16 protein-coding genes and 1 pseudogene are annotated in these 18,900 nt (G+C 72.1%); 12 read left to right on the forward strand and 5 right to left on the reverse strand.

From position 1 onward, the window contains the following. Nucleotides 1–132 precede the first annotated feature (132 nt). Entirely contained in the window at nt 133–465 is a 333-nt protein-coding gene (locus tag GQR16_RS01895; protein ID WP_067874622.1) for a hypothetical protein, read from the forward strand. A gap of 13 nt (nt 466–478) precedes the next feature. Here the strand turns inward: GQR16_RS01895 and pnuC are convergent, their stop codons facing one another. After that, a complete protein-coding gene (pnuC, locus tag GQR16_RS01900) occupies nt 479–1,153 on the reverse strand; it encodes a nicotinamide riboside transporter PnuC (protein WP_157413442.1) in 675 nt (224 codons plus the stop codon). Further along, nucleotides 1,150–1,614 carry a DUF3054 domain-containing protein gene (locus tag GQR16_RS01905; protein WP_157413443.1) on the reverse strand — a complete coding sequence of 155 codons (465 nt, stop codon included), beginning with the start codon at nt 1,612–1,614 and terminating at the stop codon, nt 1,150–1,152. Before GQR16_RS01905 ends, pnuC begins: the two co-directional genes overlap by 4 nt. Nucleotides 1,615–1,814: 200 nt before the next feature. Here GQR16_RS01905 and GQR16_RS01910 point away from each other — a divergent pair. Then, nucleotides 1,815–2,199, forward strand: a pseudogene (locus GQR16_RS01910) (macro domain-containing protein); the annotation flags it as partial. A 118-nt stretch (nt 2,200–2,317) separates the two neighbouring features. On the opposite strand, the gene GQR16_RS01915 reads toward GQR16_RS01910, so the two are convergent. After that, a complete protein-coding gene (locus GQR16_RS01915; protein ID WP_157413444.1) occupies nt 2,318–4,219 on the reverse strand; it encodes a thioredoxin domain-containing protein in 1,902 nt (633 codons plus the stop codon). 4 nt (nt 4,220–4,223) lie between these two features. After that, nucleotides 4,224–5,063, reverse strand: coding sequence for an aldo/keto reductase (locus GQR16_RS01920; RefSeq protein WP_157413445.1), 840 nt, complete (start codon nt 5,061–5,063; stop codon nt 4,224–4,226). Nucleotides 5,064–5,169: 106 nt separating this feature from the next. On the opposite strand from GQR16_RS01920, the gene GQR16_RS01925 reads away from it, so the two are divergent. The 9 genes from GQR16_RS01925 to GQR16_RS01960 all read left to right on the forward strand — a co-directional run bounded on the left by GQR16_RS01925 (nt 5,170) and on the right by GQR16_RS01960 (nt 16,858). Then, complete coding sequence (locus GQR16_RS01925) at nt 5,170–9,318, forward strand: DUF3418 domain-containing protein (protein ID WP_157413446.1); 4,149 nt, start codon at nt 5,170–5,172, stop codon at nt 9,316–9,318. Between the two features lie 93 nt (nt 9,319–9,411). After that, complete coding sequence (locus tag GQR16_RS01930; protein ID WP_157413447.1) at nt 9,412–10,620, forward strand: MFS transporter; 1,209 nt, start codon at nt 9,412–9,414, stop codon at nt 10,618–10,620. An 11-nt stretch (nt 10,621–10,631) separates the two neighbouring features. Further along, complete coding sequence (locus GQR16_RS01935; RefSeq protein WP_246200394.1) at nt 10,632–11,468, forward strand: aldo/keto reductase; 837 nt, start codon at nt 10,632–10,634, stop codon at nt 11,466–11,468. 162 nt (nt 11,469–11,630) lie between these two features. After that, on the forward strand, nt 11,631–12,752 hold the full coding sequence (locus tag GQR16_RS01940) for a DUF4349 domain-containing protein (protein WP_157413449.1): 1,122 nt from the start codon (nt 11,631–11,633) through the stop codon (nt 12,750–12,752). Between the two features lie 9 nt (nt 12,753–12,761). Next, nucleotides 12,762–13,931 carry an acyl-CoA dehydrogenase family protein gene (locus tag GQR16_RS01945; RefSeq protein WP_157413450.1) on the forward strand — a complete coding sequence of 390 codons (1,170 nt, stop codon included), beginning with the start codon at nt 12,762–12,764 and terminating at the stop codon, nt 13,929–13,931. A 79-nt stretch (nt 13,932–14,010) separates the two neighbouring features. Continuing rightward, on the forward strand, nt 14,011–14,187 hold the full coding sequence (locus tag GQR16_RS19550) for a hypothetical protein (RefSeq protein WP_170298391.1): 177 nt from the start codon (nt 14,011–14,013) through the stop codon (nt 14,185–14,187). Between the two features lie 10 nt (nt 14,188–14,197). Continuing rightward, complete coding sequence (locus GQR16_RS01950) at nt 14,198–15,073, forward strand: alanyl-tRNA editing protein (protein WP_157413451.1); 876 nt, start codon at nt 14,198–14,200, stop codon at nt 15,071–15,073. A gap of 80 nt (nt 15,074–15,153) precedes the next feature. Then, nucleotides 15,154–15,648, forward strand: coding sequence for a cation:proton antiporter regulatory subunit (locus tag GQR16_RS01955; protein WP_157413452.1), 495 nt, complete (start codon nt 15,154–15,156; stop codon nt 15,646–15,648). Between the two features lie 16 nt (nt 15,649–15,664). Continuing rightward, entirely contained in the window at nt 15,665–16,858 is a 1,194-nt protein-coding gene (locus GQR16_RS01960; RefSeq protein ID WP_157413453.1) for a cation:proton antiporter, read from the forward strand. 23 nt (nt 16,859–16,881) lie between these two features. On the opposite strand, the gene GQR16_RS01965 is transcribed toward GQR16_RS01960, so the two are convergent. Further along, nucleotides 16,882–18,006 (reverse strand): LLM class flavin-dependent oxidoreductase, encoded by a 1,125-nt coding sequence (locus tag GQR16_RS01965; RefSeq protein ID WP_157413454.1) that lies wholly within the window; start codon nt 18,004–18,006, stop codon nt 16,882–16,884. Between the two features lie 98 nt (nt 18,007–18,104). Between GQR16_RS01965 and GQR16_RS01970 the strand changes: the two genes are divergently transcribed. Continuing rightward, on the forward strand, nt 18,105–18,887 hold the full coding sequence (locus GQR16_RS01970) for an NADPH-dependent F420 reductase (RefSeq protein ID WP_157413455.1): 783 nt from the start codon (nt 18,105–18,107) through the stop codon (nt 18,885–18,887). Nucleotides 18,888–18,900: the final 13 nt, after the last annotated feature.

An 18,900-nucleotide genomic window follows, 5' to 3' on the forward strand; every position in this document is an offset into this window, starting at 1 on the left:
GCGGGCACGACCGGTGTCATCGGGCGTCACGCCCGTGACATCCGATGTCCATCTGGGGTGACGCCCCGTAACCCGCGCGACACACGGCCCCCGTAGCGTTGGTTACGATCGAGACAGCGAGGGGAGGTCGCCATGACACACGCGACGATGCTGGAGAACCTGCGGCAAGACGCCAGAGACGAGCTCTCTGCGCTCATCGAGCTGCGATGCCGACTCGGTGAGGACCCGTGGGTCTTCCTGCCCGACCTTCCGTCGGTCGACGAGCAGGTGGTCGCCACGCTCCGCGAGGAGCGCCTGCACGACGAGCGGTGGATCCCGGCACGGGCCCGCGCCTATCACCCCGCCGCGCGCGAGGGTGCGGCCGCGAAGTTCGAGTTCGACCTCCTGCGCGAGATCGCGCTCGAGCACCCCGAACTGAGCTCGGCCGTGTGGAAGGTGCTCGACCGGGTTCCGTCGGCCTGGTAGCCCGGGAGCTCGGTCAGCCCGGGAGCTCGGTCAGCCGGGCCGCGCGCCGCTGCACGCGCATCCACGTGATGAACCCGAGGATCGTGAACGCTCCGTAGAACAGGTACAGGAACGCCGACGCGTAGTACCCCGCGCTGATGAGCAGCGGAACCCCGACGAGGTCGACCGCGACCCAGATGAGCCAGAACTCCGTCCAGCCCTTGGCCATGCCGTAGGTCGCGAGCAGCGACCCCATGAAGATCCACGCGTCGGCCCACACGGGTTCGAACGAGCCGAGCGCCCGGAAGATGGGCGTGAGCACGAGCGTGCCGCCGACCATGCCGACGCCGAGGAGCACGCGCACCTTCCAGCCGGCCCATCGCGGCTCGACGGCCGGGGTGTCGCCACCGCCCGCACGTTGATGCTGCGACCAGCGCACCCAGCCGTAGATCGACACGATGATGAACATGACCTGCCGAGCGGCCTGCCCGAGCAGGTTCACGGGGTTCGGGGTGTCGAACACCGCGCCGAGGAACACCGTGAAGAGCAGCGCGTTGCCGACGATGCCGACGGGCCACGCCCAGATCTTGCGCCGCAGTCCGCCGAGCGCGCTCGCGAGGCCGAACAGGTTGCCGACGATCTCGCGCCACAGGATCACCTGGTCGCCGATGACGAGTTGCGCGTCGAACAGCCACTCGATCGGGTTCACGGGACGGTGCTCCCCGAGTCGGTGCTCCCCGATGCCTCGGTTCCGGATGCCGCGGGCCGGCCGCGCTTTACCCGGAGCCGGGTCGCGAGCCCGGCGATCGCCCGCCATCCGAGCAGCAGGAGTGCGAGCGTGAGGGTCGCGACGATGACGAACGCGATCGCCGTGCCCTGACCGGATGCCGCGCGCAGCAGCATGCCGACGACCACGGCCGCGACCCAGACGACGACCCCGGTCGGCCAGACGGCGAGCGGGCGACGCCACGCGCGTGCGACGAGCCAGCCGACCGCGGCGCCGGCGAGGAACGGCCAGGCCGTGCCCCAGACGCCCATGAGGTCGAGCCCCTCGGCATGGCTGCTGCGACCGATGACCGCGAACACGATCACGAGCACGACGTCGAGCGCCGCCGCGAGCACGACGGTGCGGACGCCGGTCGCCCGCTGCGGATCCGAGGGTGAAGTCACGCCCTCATGGTACGGCCCGACCGATCCCGGGTTCACCGGTGCGCTCCGCACGAGCTCGGCCGGAGATGCTGGACACTGGAACGGTGCCCGTCATCACCGCCGTGCTCGGCGACATCACGACGCAGGACGTCGATGCGATCGTGAACGCCGCGAACAACGGCATGCGCGGCGGCGGCGGCGTCGACGGCGCAATCCACCGGGCCGGCGGCCCGGCGATCCTCCGGGACTGCATCGCGCGGTTCCCCGACGGGCTCGCGACCGGCGACGCCGGGTGGACGACGGCCGGAGCGCTGGGTGATCCACACAGTCGGCCCGAACTTCGCCGCCGGACAGCGCGATCGTTCGCTGCTCGTGTCCTGCTACCGACGATCGCTCGAGGTCGCCGAGGAGCTCGGTGCACGCACGGTGGCATTCCCGCTCATCAGCGCAGGCGTCTACGCGTGGCCCCTCGACGATGCGGTCGCGGCGGCCGTCGAGACGATCGAGTCGACGCCGACCCGCGTCGACGAAGTGCGGATCGTCGCATTCTCCGACGCCGCGTACGACCGGGTGCGCAACGCGCTTCGGGAGCGCGACCCACGCTGAGCCCGAGCGACGCGCCGAGAACCGAGGCGAAGCCAGGCGGAGTCGTTCGCGCATCGCCTCTGCCAGTTGCGCCTCAGCGTTGAGGCGCAACTGAGATAGGGCAGGGGCGATCGATCGATCAGCCGAGGACCGCGAGCGCCGCGAGATCGACTGAAGCGTGCACGGGCAGCGCGCACACGAACGATGCGCAGCGATAGGCCGAGGGCGCGCCGCGCAGCGCAGTGCGGCCCTCGAACAGCTCGAATCCGGCCGCCGCGAAGGCGCTCGCCTGGGCCTCGGTGACGATCGCCGTGAGGGATGCCGCATGCCGACGGCTCTCGGCCACGAGCTCCTCCTCCGATGCGGGCGTCCTGGCCGCGGCATCCGGAACCGGGTCGGGGACGACCGTCACGAGCTGCACGAGCGGCGCGTCGAGGCGCGCCATGAGGGCGAGCGAGCCGCCGAAGGCGATGGGCCGGGTCACGGCGATGCCGGCGACCTCGCCCATCGCGCCGCGAGCGAGCCCGAGATACGCCTCGCCCGCTCCGAGCGCGAAGAGGCGCCACGCGGCATCGGCGCAGGCCGTGAGTCCCGACGGCGTCGCGCCCTCGGCGGGATCCGACGGGAGGGCGAGTCCACGCGCCGCGAGCACGGGGTCGGCTCCGCCCGGTGCGGCGAATCCCGATGCCGTGGTGGCACCGTCGATGAGCGCGCGTGCCGTCACCGCGTACGACGCCGCTCCCGTGGCGAGCGCGAGGTCGATGAGTCCGCCGGCCAGCATGCCCACGTCTTCGAGGGTGGCCACGGCACCGGAGACCTCACCGCCGAGCGACGCGCGCACGAGCGTGCCGTCGGCACGCAGATGCAGGGCGAGCACCGCGTCGGCGGCTCGCCGTGCGGACTCCACGGCGGCGGCGCCGTCGGATCCGCCGAGCACGGCCCCGAATCGGGCGAGCGCCCCGATGGCGAGTCCGTTCCAGCCCGCGAGCACCTTGTCGTCGAGCGCGGGCGGCGGCTGCGACCTCCGCTCGTCGCGCGTGAGGGCGTAGTACCCGCCCTCGGTGCGCGCGCCGTCGACCAGGCTCTCGGAATCCTGCGCGCTCGCGAACCCGCCCGACGAGAGTTGCATGACCTCGCGAAGGAAGTCGGCGACCCCGGCGGCGAGCGCACCCAGCTCATCGCGCGACGCCGACCCCGCGGCATCCGCGCCGGTCAGGAGTTCTGCGAGCACGCGCAGCAGCAGCGCGTTGTCGGTGAGCATGCGCTCGTAGTGGGGCTCGCTCCAGTCGGCGCGCGTCGCGTAGCGGAAGAACCCGCCCTCGACCGGGTCGCGGAGCGGCGAGCGGCCCATCGCGAGCAGGGTGCGCTCGGCGAGCGCGCGCCCCTCGGCGCCGGACGCGACGAGGAAGTCGAGCACGGGCGCGACCGGGAACTTCGGCGCACCGCCGAATCCGCCGTGCACCCGATCTTCATCGGCGGCGAGCGCCGAGACCGCGCCGGCGAGTTCGACGGCCCCGGGCAACGCGCCCGAGGTCGAGGCGACGGATGACGCGGCCAGCGCCTCGGCCACGGCACCCGCGGTCTCGTCGAGCTCGTCGCGGCGCTCGCGCCAGGCATCCGTGACGGCGACGAGCACGTCCATGAACGCGGGAACGCCCTGCACCGCCCGCGGCGGGAAGTACGTGCCCGCGTAGAACGCGCGCCCCTCGGAGGTCGCGAACGCCGTGAGCGGCCAGCCGAGCTGCTTCGTGAACGCCGACGCCGCCGCGAGATAGCTCGCGTCGACGTCGGGGTGCTCCTCGCGGTCGACCTTGATCGCCACGAAGTGCTCGTTCAGGTACGCCGCCACGGCGGGGTCGCTGAAGCTCTCGCGCGCCATGACATGGCACCAGTGGCAGGTCGCATAGCCGATCGAGACGAGCACGGGCACGTCGCGCTCACGGGCCGCCGCGAACCCCGCCTCACCCCACGGGTACCAGTCGACGGGGTTGTCGGCGTGCGAGCGCAGGTACGGGCTGAGCGCCGCGGCGAGTCGATTCATCCGCTCAGTTGACCTCGTCGGGGTGCGAGCTCACGCGGCCCTCGCGTTCGAGGCCTGTAATCGCGACCATCTCGTCGCTCGTGAGCTCGAAGCCGAACACGTCGAAGTTCTCGGCCATGCGCTCGCGGCGGTTCGACTTCGGGAACACCACGTGGCCGCGCTGCAGGTGCCAGCGGATGACGACCTGCGCGGGCGTCACCCCGTGGGCGGCGGCCGCGGCGGTCACCTCCGGCAGCTCGAGGAGGGGGTACTTGCCCTGCCCGAGCGGGCCCCATGCCTCGATCACGATGCCGCTCGACTCGGCGAACTGGGTGGTCGCGCGCTGCTGGTGGTACGGGTGCAGCTCGATCTGGTCGACCGCGGGCACGATGCCGGTCTCGGTGATGATCCGCTCGAGGTGGTGCGCGAGGAAGTTCGAGACGCCGATCGACCGGGTGCGGTCGGTGTCGCGCAGCTGCTCGAACGCCCGCCAGGTCTCGACGTAGCGGTCGCGTGCGGGCGTCGGCCAGTGAATGAGGTAGAGGTCGACGTACTCGAGCCCGAGTCGTTCGAGGCTCGCGTCGAACGCGTCGCGCACCTTCGCCGCATCGCCCTGGTCGTCGTTCCAGAGCTTGGTCGTGATGAACAGCTGTTCGCGCGGGATGCCGGAAGCCGCGATCGCGCGCCCGACGCCCTCCTCGTTGCCGTAGATGCGAGCCGTGTCGAGGTGACGGTAGCCGACCTCGAGCGCGTCGCTCACGATGCGTTCGGTCTCGCCCGGATCGACCTTGAACACCCCGAACCCGAGCTGGGGGATCGAGAATCCGTCGTTGAGCTGGACACGGGGAACGAGCTGATCGGTCATGCCTCCATCCCATCACGGGCGTCGTGACGGCGACAGGGGTTGCGCCGAGGGCGAAGCCGGAGCGCGACGCCCGCACCGCCCGCACGCGACATACGATGGAGGGCTGATGTCGACGCCTGCGCAGATCCCCGTGATCACCTACCCCGCCGAACTGCCCGTCTCGGGGCAGCGCGAGGAGATCGCGCGCGCCCTGCGCGAGAACCAGGTCGTCATCGTCGCGGGCGCGACCGGCTCGGGCAAGACCACGCAGCTGCCGAAGATCTGCCTCGAGCTCGGCCGCACGTCGATCGCGCACACGCAGCCTCGTCGCATCGCCGCACGCACGATCGCCGAGCGCATCTCCGAGGAGCTGCAGGTCGAGCTCGGCGACCTCGTGGGCTACCAGGTGCGCTTCACCGACAAGGTGAGCGATGCGACGCGTATCAAGGTGATGACCGACGGCATCCTGCTGAACGAGATCCACCGCGACCGCGACCTGCGCAAGTACGACACGATCATCATCGACGAGGCGCACGAGCGCAGCCTCAACATCGACTTCCTGCTCGGGTACCTCAAGCGTCTGCTCCCCCGCCGACCCGACCTCAAGGTCATCGTCACGAGCGCGACGATCGACCCCGAGAGCTTCGCGCGGCACTTCGCGAGCGAGACGGATGCCGCGGGCGCGCCGCTGCCCGAGCCCGTGCCCGCCCCCGTGATCGAGGTCTCGGGCCGCACCTACCCCGTCGAGGTGCGCTACCGCCCGCTCGTCGCCGAGCAGGGCGCGGGCGCCGGTGGCGACGACAGCGACGACGAGGGCGCCGCGGCCGACGACAAAGACGTGCAGCGCGGCATCCTCGACGCCCTCGACGAGCTCGACCGGGAGTCGTCGGGCGACGTGCTCGTGTTCCTCTCGGGCGAGGGCGAGATCCGCGACGCCGAGGCGGCGGTGCGCGCGCACTACGGCACGGCCCGCGGCGGGCGGGGCGGCGAGACCGAGGTGCTCCCCCTCTACGGGCGCCTCTCGTCGGCCGACCAGCACAAGGTGTTCGAGCCGTCGAAGGTCGCCGGCCTGCGTCGACGCGTCGTGCTCGCCACGAACGTCGCCGAGACGAGCCTGACGGTGCCCGGCATCCGCTACGTCGTCGACGCGGGCACCGCGCGCATCAGCCGATACTCGGTGCGCTCGAAGGTGCAGCGACTGCCCATCGAGGCGATCTCGCAGGCGTCGGCGAACCAGCGTTCGGGCCGCTCGGGCCGCACGAGCGACGGCATCGCGATCCGCCTCTACTCCGAAGACGACTTCGAGCGCCGGCCCGAGTACACCGACCCCGAGATCCTGCGCACGAACCTCGCGGCCGTGATCCTGCAGATGGCATCGCTCGGCCTCGGCCCGATCGAGGAGTTCCCCTTCCTCACGCCGCCCGACGGGCGCGGCATCCGCGACGGCCTCGACCTGTTGCGCGAGCTCGGCGCCCTCGAAGACGACCGCGGCGACCGGGCCGGGCGCGGCGAGCGGGCCGCTCGGGCAGAAGACGACGAGCGAGCGGATGCCGGTGGCGGGCGCGGTCGCGACCGCGGCGACCGCGACCGCACGGCCGCCCGTGGCCCGCAGCTCACGCGCATCGGCCGGCAGCTCTCGCGCCTGCCGATCGAACCCCGCTTCGCCCGCATGGTGCTGGAGTCCAAGACGCAGGGCGTCTCGCGCGAGGTGCTCGCGATCGTCGCGGGCCTGACCGTGCAGGATCCGCGTGAACGCCCGCTCGAGCGGCGCGAGGTCGCCGACGGGTTCCATGCCAGGTTCGTCGACCAGACGAGCGACTTCCTGACGCTGCTGAACCTCTGGAACCACCTCGAGGCCAAGCAGCGCGAGCTCTCGGGCAGCGCGTTCCGGCGCATGTGCAAGTCGGAGTACCTGAACTACCTGCGCATCCGCGAGTGGCAGGACCTCGTGCGCCAGTTGCGCAGCCTCGCGAAGCCGCTCGGCCTGCATATCGCGAACGAGGCGGGCGAGCCCAACGGCGACGGCATCCACCGAGCGCTCCTCGCGGGCCTCCTCTCGCAGATCGGCCTGCGCGACGACTCGAAGACCTCGACCGGTCGCGGCGGAGCGGGCTCGGCGCGAGAGTCCGAACGCAAGGGCCGTCGCCAGCAGGCGGAGTTCGTGGGCGCCCGCAGCACGCGCTTCGTGGTGTTCCCCGGTTCCGCGCTCGCGAAGAAGCCGCCGGCCGCGATCATGAGCGCCGAGCTCGTCGAGACGAGCCGGCTCTTCGCCCGGACGAACGCGGCCATCGATCCGGCGTGGGCCGAGCAGCTCGCGGGCCCGCTCGCGAAGCGCTCGTTCAGTGAACCGCGCTGGGAGCGCCGCCAGGGCTCGGCCGTCGCCGACGAGAAGATCACGCTGTTCGGCGTGCCGATCGTCGCGAAGCGCCGCATCCAGCTCTCCCGCGTCGACCCCGAGCTGGCGCACGAGCTGTTCGTGCGCCACGCGCTCGTCGAGGAGGACTGGGACTCCGGTCGCCTCGACCGGCGCGTCTTCGGCTTCGTGCGCGCCAACCGCGAACTGCTGCGCCAGCTCGGCGAGGTCGAGGAGCGCACGCGCCGCCGCGACATCCTCGTGGGCGACGAGACGGTCATGCGCTTCTACGAGACTCGGGTGCCGGCGGATGTCGCCGACGTGCGGGCGTTCGAACGCTGGTGGCGTGCCGAGCACCGTCGAAACCCCGACCTGCTCACGATGACGCGCGCCGACCTGCTCGGCGACGACGCCGTGGCCGACTCGGGCGACGGGTTCCCCGACCGGTGGAAGCAGGGCGACCAGACGTACTCGCTCTCGTACCGGTTCGAACCCGGCACCGACGACGACGGCGTGACCGTGGTGGTGCCGATCGTGCTGCTGCCGCGCATCAGCCCCGCCGGTTTCGACTGGCAGGTGCCCGGCCTCCGCGACGAGCTCATCACGGCGCTGCTGCGCACCCTGCCCAAGGTGATCCGCCGGCAGGTCGTGCCGGCGGCCGAATGGGCCGCGAAGATCGCCGCCGAACTGCCCTCCGGCCCCGAGCGCGGTGAGGGGCGCGACGCGTTCACGGCCGTGGTCGGGCGCACGATCCGCGCGCTGACCTACGCGCCCGTCGACCCGAGCGACTTCGACCTCGAGCGCGTGCCGCCGCACCTGCGCGTCACGTACCGTGCGGCCGACGAGCGCGGCCGCACGCTCGGCACCTCCAAAGACCTCGCCGCCCTGCAGGCGAAGCTCGCCGACCGCACGCGCGAGGCCGTCGCGAAGGCGATCACGGCGACTCCGGATGCCGGTGGCCGACGCCGACCCGGTCGTGACGCGGCATCCGGCCCGGCGTCCGACGCCCGCCGCGGGGCGCCCGCGACGCCGCCCGCCGCGGTCGATCCCGCGCTCGCCGAGCGCTCGGGCATCACGGCGTGGGAGTGGGACGACCTGCCCGCCCACCTCGACACGCGTCAGGCCGGCAACGTGATCCGCGCGTACCCCGCGCTCGTCGACGAGAAGACGGGCGTGGCGCTGCGGCTCGTGGCCACGGCCGAGGAGCGCGATCGGGCGTCGCGCCGCGGCATCCGTCGCCTGCTCGTGCTCGCCACGCCGACGCCCGTCGCCTACGTGCAGGAGCACCTGTCGAACGACGAGAAGCTCGCCCTCGCCACGAGCTCCTACACGGGAACGCGCGCGCTGCTCGACGACTGCGTCGCGGCGTGCGTCGACGCCGAGCTGCGGGCCAGGCACCCCGACGGGCTCCTCCGCACGCGCGAGGAGTTCGAGGCCGTGCGCGACGCCGTCGCCGCAACGATCATGGACCGCATGTTCGAGACCGTCGCACTCGTCGCCCGCATCCTCCGCACGGCGCGCGAGGTCGACCGGGCGATCTCGAAGGCGTCGAGCATCAACCTCATGTCCTCGCTCGGCGATGCGCGCGCGCAGCTCGAGGGCCTCGTGCCCGCCGGGTTCGTGTCGGCGACCGGCCTCGAGCGGTTGCGGCACCTGCCGCGCTACCTCGACGCGATCGCCGCGCGCATCGCGAAGCTCGTCGAGAATCCCGGCCGCGATCGGCAGGCGATGAACCAGTTCACGCCGTCCTTCGAGGCGTTCGAGGCCGCGGGCGGGCGGGTGCCGATCGACCCCGAGGCGCCCGAACGGCTCGTGCGCGTGCGGTGGATGCTCGAGGAGCTGCGCGTCAGCCTCTTCGCGCAGGAGCTCCGCACCGCCGAATCCGTCTCGCCGCAGCGCATCGCGAAGGCGCTCGCGGGCTGACGCCAGCAACCGACGCGGCGTCCACCCGCGCGCGCCGGACGCGCCCCGACGTACCCTCGCCCGCGGCATCCGCCTCGATAGAGTGGTGCCACCGTGGCCAGCTACACCGATCTCCTGAAGACCCCGGGCGTCGCTCGCATCATCGCCGCCCAGCTCACCGCGCGCTTCCCGTCGGGCATGCTCTCGCTCGCGTTCCTGCTGCACATCGAGCAGACGACCGGGTCGTACGGCTCGGCGGGCCTCGTGCTCGCGGCCACGTCGATCGGCCAGGCGATCGCGGGCCCGCTCACGAGCCGGCTCATGGGCCGCCTCGGCATGCGCCCGGTGCTCATCGTCACCACGATCCTGTGCGTCGCGGGCATCGTGTCGATCGGGCTCCTGCCGTTGACCGTGCCGCTCTACATGACCGTCGGCTTCATCACGGGCCTCGCGACGCCGCCCGTCCAGCCGGCCGTGCGCACGATCTACCCGAAGATGGTCAACTCCCGCCAGCTGACCCCGCTCTTCTCGCTCGACGCGTCGGCTCAGGAGATCATCTGGGTCGTCGGCCCGGTCATCACGACCCTCGTCGCGACGCAGATCGGCACGATCTGGGCGATCATGCTCGCCGCGGTGCTCATGGTCATCGGCGGCGCGTGGTTCATCAGCTCGCCCGAGCTCGGGCGCGTGCGCATCCCGCGTTCGAAGCGCAGGTTCGGCGTCGTGCTCAGCCGGCCGGCCGTGCTGCTCGCGACCGTCGTCGGGTTCCTCCTCATCGGCGCGTGCGCCGCGGTCGAGGCCGGTGTCGTCGCGGTGTTCGGCCATGGCGGGCCCGAGGCCGGACTCGTGCTCGCGATCTTCTCGGTCGGATCGCTCGCCGGCGGCCTGCTCTTCGGACACATCCCGATCGGCCCGTGGGCCACGGCCCGCCGCATGTTCATCGTGTTCGCGGGCATGGCGCTCGCGGCGTTCGTCATGGACTTCTGGTGGCTCTCGGCGACCCTGTTCATCGCGGGCATCGGCATCGCGCCCGCCCTCGCCGTGCTGTTCTCGATCGTCTCCGCGAGCGTGAAGTTCTCCGACACGGCCGAGGCCTACGGCTGGGTCGGCACCGGACAGCTCATCGGCGCCGCGCTCGGCTCGGCGCTCGCGGGCTTCTCCATCGACGGCTACGGCGCACAGGGCGCGTTCTGGATCGCCGCGGGCTTCGCGTTCGTGGGCGTGCTCGTGCCCGCGCTCGGCCGCCGATGGCATCCCGACCTGCGGGGCCGCGACGCGAGCCCGATCCCCGACACCGAACCCGTGCCCATGCAGCCGAGCTGATCGGAGCTCCCGTGACCGACGCCCCACTCCCCCTCGCCCCCCGGCTCGACCTCGCCGGCGGTGCCCGCATCCCGCAGCTCGGCTTCGGGCTCTACAAGGTGCCCGCGACGGATGCCACGGGCCTGGCGCTCGCGGCCATCGACGCCGGCTACCGGCACCTCGACACGGCCGCGTTCTACGCGAACGAGGCCGAGGTCGGGCAGGCCGTGCGCGAGAGCGACGTGGCCCGCGAAGACCTCTTCGTCACGAGCAAGGTCTGGCGCGACGACAACGGGTACGACGCGACGCTGCGCGCGTTCGACGTCTCGATGCGGAACTTCGGCCTCGAGACGCTCGATCTCTACCTGATCCACTGGCCGGTGCCGTCGACCGATCTCTACGTCGACACGTGGCGCGCGCTCGTGCGGCTCCAGTCCGAGGGCCGGGTGCATTCGGTGGGCGTCTCCAACTTCCACGTGCACCACGTCGATCGCATCGTCGCCGAGACCGGCGTCGCGCCGGCCGTCAACCAGGTGGAGCTGCACCCGTGGCTGCCGCAACGCGAGCTGCGCGACGACCACGCGGCACGCGGCATCCGGGTCGAGGCGTGGTCGCCGCTCGCGCGCGGGCGCGTGCTCGACGATCCGACGCTCGCACTCATCGCCGCCCGCCACGACCGGAGCCCCGCGCAGGTCGTGCTGCGCTGGCACGTGCAGCAGGGCGTCATCGCGATCCCGAAGGCCTCGTCGCCGGCCCGCCTGCGCGAGAACCTCGACGTGTTCGACTTCGAGCTCGACGAGGTCGACCTCGCGGCGATCGCGGCCCTCGAGTCGGGCGAGCGAACGGGCCGCGACCCCGACTTCGACTGAGCGCGGCGCCGCCCGACACTCGGCGCCGACTGCCGCCGAACGAGCGGGCGACGCGGTTCGTTGGGGCCGTTCGACGACTCCCAGCAAAGCGCAATGCGATCGTGATCGCACTCCCAGTCGGCGCCCAGACAGCGGGTTCGCGCTCGGCGCTACGGTGTGCGCATGAGAGCCTCGCAGCGCAGCACCCGCATCGGAGTCGAGCGTCATCAGCAGTCGACGGCAGAAGCCGGCGACCACCGGCATCCGCTCGCCCGAAGGCGACGACGCGGCGCCGTCGCACCGATCGCGGGTGCCGGCGCCGTGCTGCTGATCGCCCTGCTCGCCGGCTGCTCGGCCGGCAGCGACGCGTCGATGTCGCAGCAGGCCCCTGCGCTCGACGCACCGGCCGGTGCCGAGTCGCTCGACGGTGCGGTGACGCTCGACGCCGAAGCGGGCGCCGACGCCGACGCCTCGTCGAGCGCGGTCGAGGCCGAACGCAGCGTGGTCACCACGGGCGACGTGCGCATCACGGTCGACGACCCGGTGGATGCCGCGGCCGAAGCGGTGCGCATCACGCAGCAGGCGGGCGGGCGCGTCGACCAGCGCACCGAGAACCCCGGGCCGACCGGCGACCCCGAGTCGGCCTCGGCGTCGCTGACGCTTCGCATCCCGGCCGACCGGCTCGACCCCGTGCTCGGCGAGCTCCGCGAGCTCGGCGACGTCACCTCGGTCACCATGGACGCGACGGACGTCTCGCAGCAGCACGACGACCTCGATGCCCGCATCAGCGCCCTCGAGACCTCGATCGGGCGCATGACGGCCCTGCTCGCCGAAGCGAAGGACATCGGCGACCTCATGGCGATCGAGTCCGAGCTCACGACACGACAGGCCGACCTCGACGCGCTCGTGCAGCAGCGCGACGGGCTCGACGACCGCATCGCCTACTCGACCCTGACCGTCGGGTTCTCGACGGTGCCGGTCGTGGTCGCGCCGGAGCCCGCACCCGAGGGCTTCTGGGGAGGACTCGTCACCGGATGGAACGGCCTGCTGCTCTTCCTCGGCTGGGCCGGCGTGATCATCGGCGTGCTGCTGCCGTGGCTGCTCGCCGGGCTCGTCGTCGCCATGGCCGTCCTCGCCGTCCTCCGGCTCGTTCGCGGGCGCGGCACCCGAGCGACGGGTGCCGCGGCGGGCGCCGCAGCGGCCGATGCCGGGGCCGGCGGGCCGGCCGACCCGCCCGCGGAGCCCGCCGCCTCGGGTGCTTCGGAGGCCGCGGCATCCGACCGAGACCTCGCGCCCCGGGCGTAATCTGGCGACGTGACCGCGACGACGCCCCCCGAGACCCTGCTCGACGACGACCTGCTCGAACGCTTCCGAGAGCGCGCCGCGCGCTACGACCGCGACAACGTGTTCTTCGACGAGGATCTCGCCGAGCTGCTCGAGATCGGCTACCTGCGCGCGCTCGTCCCGACGCGGTTCGGCGGGCTCGGCTGGGGGCTCGACGACGCCGTGCGCGGGCAGATGCGCCTCGCCGGCGCCGCGCCCGCGACGGCCCTCGCCGTGAACATGCACCTCGTGTGGACCGCGGTCGCGAAGATCCTCGCCGATCGCGGCGACGACACGCTCGAGTTCCTCCAGCGCGAGGCCGGCGCCGGCGAGGTCTTCGGGTTCGGCATCAGCGAGGCCGGCAACGACCTCATGCTGTTCGGTTCGAGGACCACGGCCGACCCGCAGCCCGACGGCGGGTACCGCTACGCGGGCCGCAAGATCTTCACCTCGCTCTCGCCCGCGTGGACCAGGCTCGGCACCATGGGGCTCGACACGACGTCGGCCGACGCCCCGAAGCTCGTCTACGGCTTCATCGACCGCGAAGACCCCGACGTGAAGATCCTCGACGACTGGGACACGCTCGGCATGCGCGCGAGCCAGAGCCGCACGACCGTGCTCGACGGCGCGTACGCGGCAGCCGACCGCATCGTGCGGCGGCTCGACCCGGGGCCGAACGCCGACCCGCTCGTGTTCGGCATCTTCGCGAGCTTCGAGCTGCTGCTCGCCTCGGTCTACGCGGGCATCGGCGCGCGTGCGCTCGACCTCGCGGTGGCTGCGGCGCACCGGCGCACGTCGATGAAGCGCGACGGCGCGCCGTACGCCCACGACCCCGACATCCGCTGGCGCATCGCGGATGCCGCGCTCGCCCAGGAAGCCCTCGAACCGCAGCTGCTGGCCGTCGCCCGTGACCTCGACGGGCTCGTCGACCACGGCTCGAAGTGGTTCGCGAAGCTCGTCGGCGTGAAGATCCGCTCCACCGAGACCGCGAAGCAGGTGGTCGACCAAGCCGTGCGCGTCGCCGGCGGATCGAGCTACTTCGCCGGATCCGAGCTCGGGCGGCTCTACCGCGACGTGCTCGCGGGCATCTTCCACCCCTCCGACGACGAGTCGGCGCACTCGACCGTGGCGAACGCCTGGCTGGGGCCGATTCCCGAGTGACGGGCGGCGCGACGCGGCATCCGCTCGGTAGACTGCCCTCGTGCGGTGATCACGCCGCGAGTTCGTCGAGGAGGTCGTCGTGAGCGCCGTTCTGTTCATCATCGCCATGGCCGTGTTCGTGTTCGGCATGTGGCTCATGGGCAACGCCACGCACATCGTCGGGTTCGAGGCGATCGTGTTCTTCGCCGGGATCGTGTGCATCGCGATCTCGATGGCGATCCCGATGAGCTTCCTCGGCCGAAGCGACCGGGCCTGAGCACCGCCCGATGACCCTCCCCGCGCAGGACACCCGCGTCACCTACCCGTCGGGCGAGCTCGTCCAGCGCGCCGTCGTGCTGCACGTCGAGCCCCTCGCCGACGGGCGGGTCGCCGTGCTGACCGATGTCACGAGCTTCCACCCGGTCGACGCGGCCTGGCCCGACCAGCCCGCCGACGTCGGCACGATCGCCGTCGACGGCACCGAGTCCGCCGTGCTCGACGCGGTGGTCGCCGCGACCGACGGCACCGACCTCTTCGTCGGCTCCGACATCCCCGTGCGCAAGGGCACCGAGGGCTGGGCCTTCCTCGTCGCGCACCTGGTCGACGCGGGCGCCGCGATCGCGGAGGGCGACGAGGTCGTCATCACGGCCGATCCTGCGGCGCGGCACGCCCTCTCGCTCGGCCACACGGCCTGCCACGCGGCATCCCTCGCCCTGAACGCGGCCCTCGAGTCACGGTGGTCGAAGCCGGCTCGCACCGACGCGCTCGGCCGCCCCGACTTCGACGGCATCGCGATCGCGTCGAGCCGCATCGAGCCGTTCGGATCGGTCGACCGGTACCGCCTCAACAAGTCGCTGCGCCGGGCCGGGTTCGATGTCGCGAGCCTCGTCGACGAAGACCTCGACGTGCTCGCCCAGACCGTCACGGCCACGGTCGTGTGGTGGATCTCCTCCGGCTCCCCCGTGCGCGTCGACCGTGCCGGCGACGCACTCACCGATCGACGCACGTGGGTCGCCGAGCTGCCCGACGGCACGGCCGAGATCCCCTGCGGCGGCACGCACGTCGGCTCCCTCGGAGCCCTCGGCGAGGCCCGCATCGCCTTCGAGCTCGTCGACGACGAGGGCACGCCCGTGCTCGAGATGCGCACGCGCGTCACCGGCTGAGGCCGGGCACGCGCGACGCGCCGCCGCCGGGCTTCGCCGAACCGGACGGACGCCCCCTCAGCGGGGTTACGATATCCGCTGTGGGTATTCGCATCGAGAAGGTCGACCTGCCGGGCATCGGCGTGCGTCACGACCTGGTGACCGAAGGCGGGCGTCGCATCAGCGTCGTCTCGCACCGCGACGGCGAGCGCGATCTCGGCGTCTTCGACCGTGACGATCCCGACGCGTGCCGCGACTCGATCCAGCTGAACGACGACGAGGCGGCGGCGCTGGCCGACGTGCTCGGCGCCTCGGTCATGCTGAGCCGACTCACGAGCCTCAGCGACGAGACCGCGGGCCTCTACACCGAGCAGATCGCCCTGCCGACCGATTCGCCGTATCTGAATCGCACGCTCGGCGAGACGAAGGCCCGAACCCGAACGCACGCGTCGATCGTGGCGATCGTGCGCGACGGCACGATCATCCCCTCCCCGACGCCCGCCGACCACCTGCGGGCGGGCGACGTCATCGTCGCCGTCGGAACACGAGAAGGACTCGACGGAGTAGCCAAGCTGCTCGCCAACGGCCCCGACTGATCGCCGGGCGCCGCCGATGCACGACACCACACTGCTGCTGATCGAAGTCGGCGCGCTGCTGCTCATCATGAGCCTGGCCGGGCGCCTCGCCCTGCGCATCGGCATGTCGCCGATCCCGTTCTACCTGGTCATCGGACTCGCGTTCGGCGAGGGCGGCCTCGTTCCGCTCGACGCGAGCGCGGAGTTCCTCGAGGCCGGCTCCGAGATCGGCATCATCCTGCTGCTCGCCCTGCTCGGGCTGGAGTACACGGCGACCGAGCTCTTCGAGAGCCTGAAGTCCGCTCGCGCGGCGGGCATCGTCGACGCGCTCATGAACGCCGTGCCGGGCGCGCTCGTCGCGCTCATCATGGGCTGGGGTCCGCTCGCGGCGGTGGCCCTCGCGGGCGTCACCTGGGTGTCCTCGTCGGGCGTGGTCGCCATGATGCTGCGCGACCTCGGACGCCTGTCGAACCGCGAGACGCCCGCGATCCTCGGCGTGCTCGTGATCGAAGACCTGGCGATGGCGTTCTACCTGCCCGTGCTGTCGGCGCTCGCGGTCGGCGCGACGTTCCTGCAGGGCGCGGTCGGCGTCGCGATCGCCCTCGCCGTCGTGAGCGTGATCCTCTTCGTCGCGCTGCGGCACGGGCACATCGTGTCCAGGCTGTTCCCGGCCGACCAGTACGAGCCGCTGCTGCTCGGCGTGCTCGGCCTCACGATGCTCGTCGCCGGGCTCGCCGCGCAGGTGAGCGTGTCGTCCGCCGTGGGCGCGTTCCTCGTCGGCATCGCCCTGTCGGGCCGCGTCGCCGCGAACGCGAGCCGGGTGCTGACGCCGCTCCGCGACCTGTTCGCGGCCACCTTCTTCGTGTTCTTCGGCATCACGTCCGACTCGTCGTCGCTCTGGTCGATGGTGCTGCCGGCGTTCGTGCTCGCGGTCGTCACGATCGCCACGAAGGTCGTGACCGGCGCCTACGCGGCCAGGCGGGCGGGCGTCGGAACCCTCGGCCAGTGGCGTGCGGGCTTCACGCTCGCACCCCGCGGCGAGTTCTCGATCGTCATCGCGGGCATCGCGGTCGCCTCGGGGGCCGCGCCCGAACTCGCGCCGCTCGCGACCGCGTACGTGCTCATCACGATCATCTCGGGCACGTTCCTCGCGAGGGTCCCGGATGCCGCGTGGTTCCGCGCGATCGTGCGGCGTCGCGCCGCGCGGGCGACCGCGGCCGCCGCCGGGTAGGCGACGACCCCGGCGACGCGCCGCTACTCGACCGTCGAGGAGCGCTCGGCCGCGGCATCCGCCCGGTCCTGCGCTGCGAGCTCCCGCGCGGCGGCGAGATCTGCCTCGATGTCGACGTCGGCCGCGAGCAGTTCGCGCACGCGCGGCACGACCTGGGTCGCGTAGCGCTCGATGCTGCCCATGATGGCCTCGTGCGAGAGGCCGCCGTTGGAGACCTTCATGTCGAAGCGCGTCGCACCGGTGACGCGCAGGGCGTCGGCGATGCGCTTCGCGACGGCCTCGGGCTCGCCCGCGTAGAGCGCGCCGTTGACGGCTTCGCTCTCGAAGTGCCCTCGGGTCGTCGGGCCCCAGCCTCGTTCGGCGCCGATCTTGTTCATCATGGCCTCGTAGTGCGGCCAGAGGGTGTCGAGCGCCTCGGCACGCGAGTCGGCGATGAAGCCGGGCGAGTGGATCGCGACGGGCTGCGGCTCGTGCCCGAACTGGTCGAGCGCGCGACGGTAGAGATCGGCAAGCGGCGCGAAGCGGGCCGCGCTGCCGCCGATGATGGCGAGTACGAGGGGCAGGCCATAATGCGCGGCGCGCACGACCGACTCGGGGCTTCCGCCCACGCCGATCCACGTCTTCAGCGAGCCGTGCTCGACGGTCGGGAACACGAGCTGGTCGGTGAGTGCGGGGCGCAGCTTGCCGCTCCACGTCACGGGCTCCTGCGGCAGCAGCGCGGCGAACAGTTCGAGCTTCTCGTCGAACAACTCCTGGTACTGGGCGAGGTCATAGCCGAAGAGCGGGAACGACTCGATGAACGACCCGCGCCCGAGGATCACCTCGGCGCGTCCGTTCGAGATGCCGTCGAGGGTCGCGAAGCGCTGGTGCACGCGCACGGGGTCGTCGCTGCTCAGCACGGTGACCGCCGATCCGAGGTGGATGCGCTCGGTGCGGGCTGCGATCGCGGCGAGCACGACCTCGGGTGCCGAGACGGCGAACTCGTGCCGGTGGTGCTCGCCGACGCCGAAGAAGTCGAGTCCCAGCCGGTCGGCGAGCACGCCCTCCTCGACGACATTGCGCAGCACCTGCGCGTGCGAGAGCTTCGCGCCGTTGGCGTCGAGGGTGATGTCGCCGAACGTGTCGACGCCGAACTCGTAGTGGGTCATGCTGTTTCCGCCTTCATCCGTATGCATTCGCATAGATCAACCGGGACTCCTCCGAGGCTATTCCCGCACCGCGACGGCCGCACCCCTCGGTCGGGCGGATGCCGCGCGGCGACGTCGCGGGGCACCTCGCCGGGAATGCCGCATCCGCCCGATCGGTTGCACCCGATGCACACGCATGGAACCGCTCGGATCCGCAGGGGCGTGCGCGCGAGAATGGAGACATGCACGTGGCAGACCGGCCGTCGATCGGCATCTTCGGAGCGGGCAAGGTGGGCACCGCCCTCGCCCGCCTGCTCGTGGCATCCGGATACGAGGTCGTGATGGCGGGCTCGCCGCGCCAGACCGCACTCGACCTGCTCGTCTCGGTCGTCGCCCCCGGCGCGAAGGTCGCGTCGCCCGACGCGCTCGTCGCCGGGTCGGACGTGATCATCGTGGCCGTGCCGTTCGGCAAGGGCGGCACCGTGCCGTGGGACGACTTCGACGGCCGCATCGTGGTCGACGCCATGAACTACTGGCCGCCCGTCGACGGCCACATCGCCGAGATCGACGCCGACGAGCGCTCGACGAGCGAGATCAACGCCGCACGCAACCCGAACGCCCGCGTCGTCAAGTCGCTGAACCACCTCGGCTACCACGAGATGGAGGACGACAGCATGGATGCCGGCTCTCCCCTGCGCCGCGCGCTCGCGGTCGTCGGCGACGACGCCGAGGCGCGAACGGTGCTCGCGCGCATCATCGACGACCTCGGCTTCGACGCGGTCGACGGCGGGCCGCTCGCCAACGGACGCGCGCTCGAGCCGGGGCATCCCGCGTTCGGCCGCGAGCTCGGCGCCGGCGAGCTGACCGCGCTCGTGGCTCCCGCCGCGGATCTCGTGGCCTGACGAGCGGCACCGC

Source organism: Agromyces allii, assembly GCF_009749385.1.
Lineage (GTDB): Bacteria > Actinomycetota > Actinomycetes > Actinomycetales > Microbacteriaceae > Agromyces > Agromyces allii.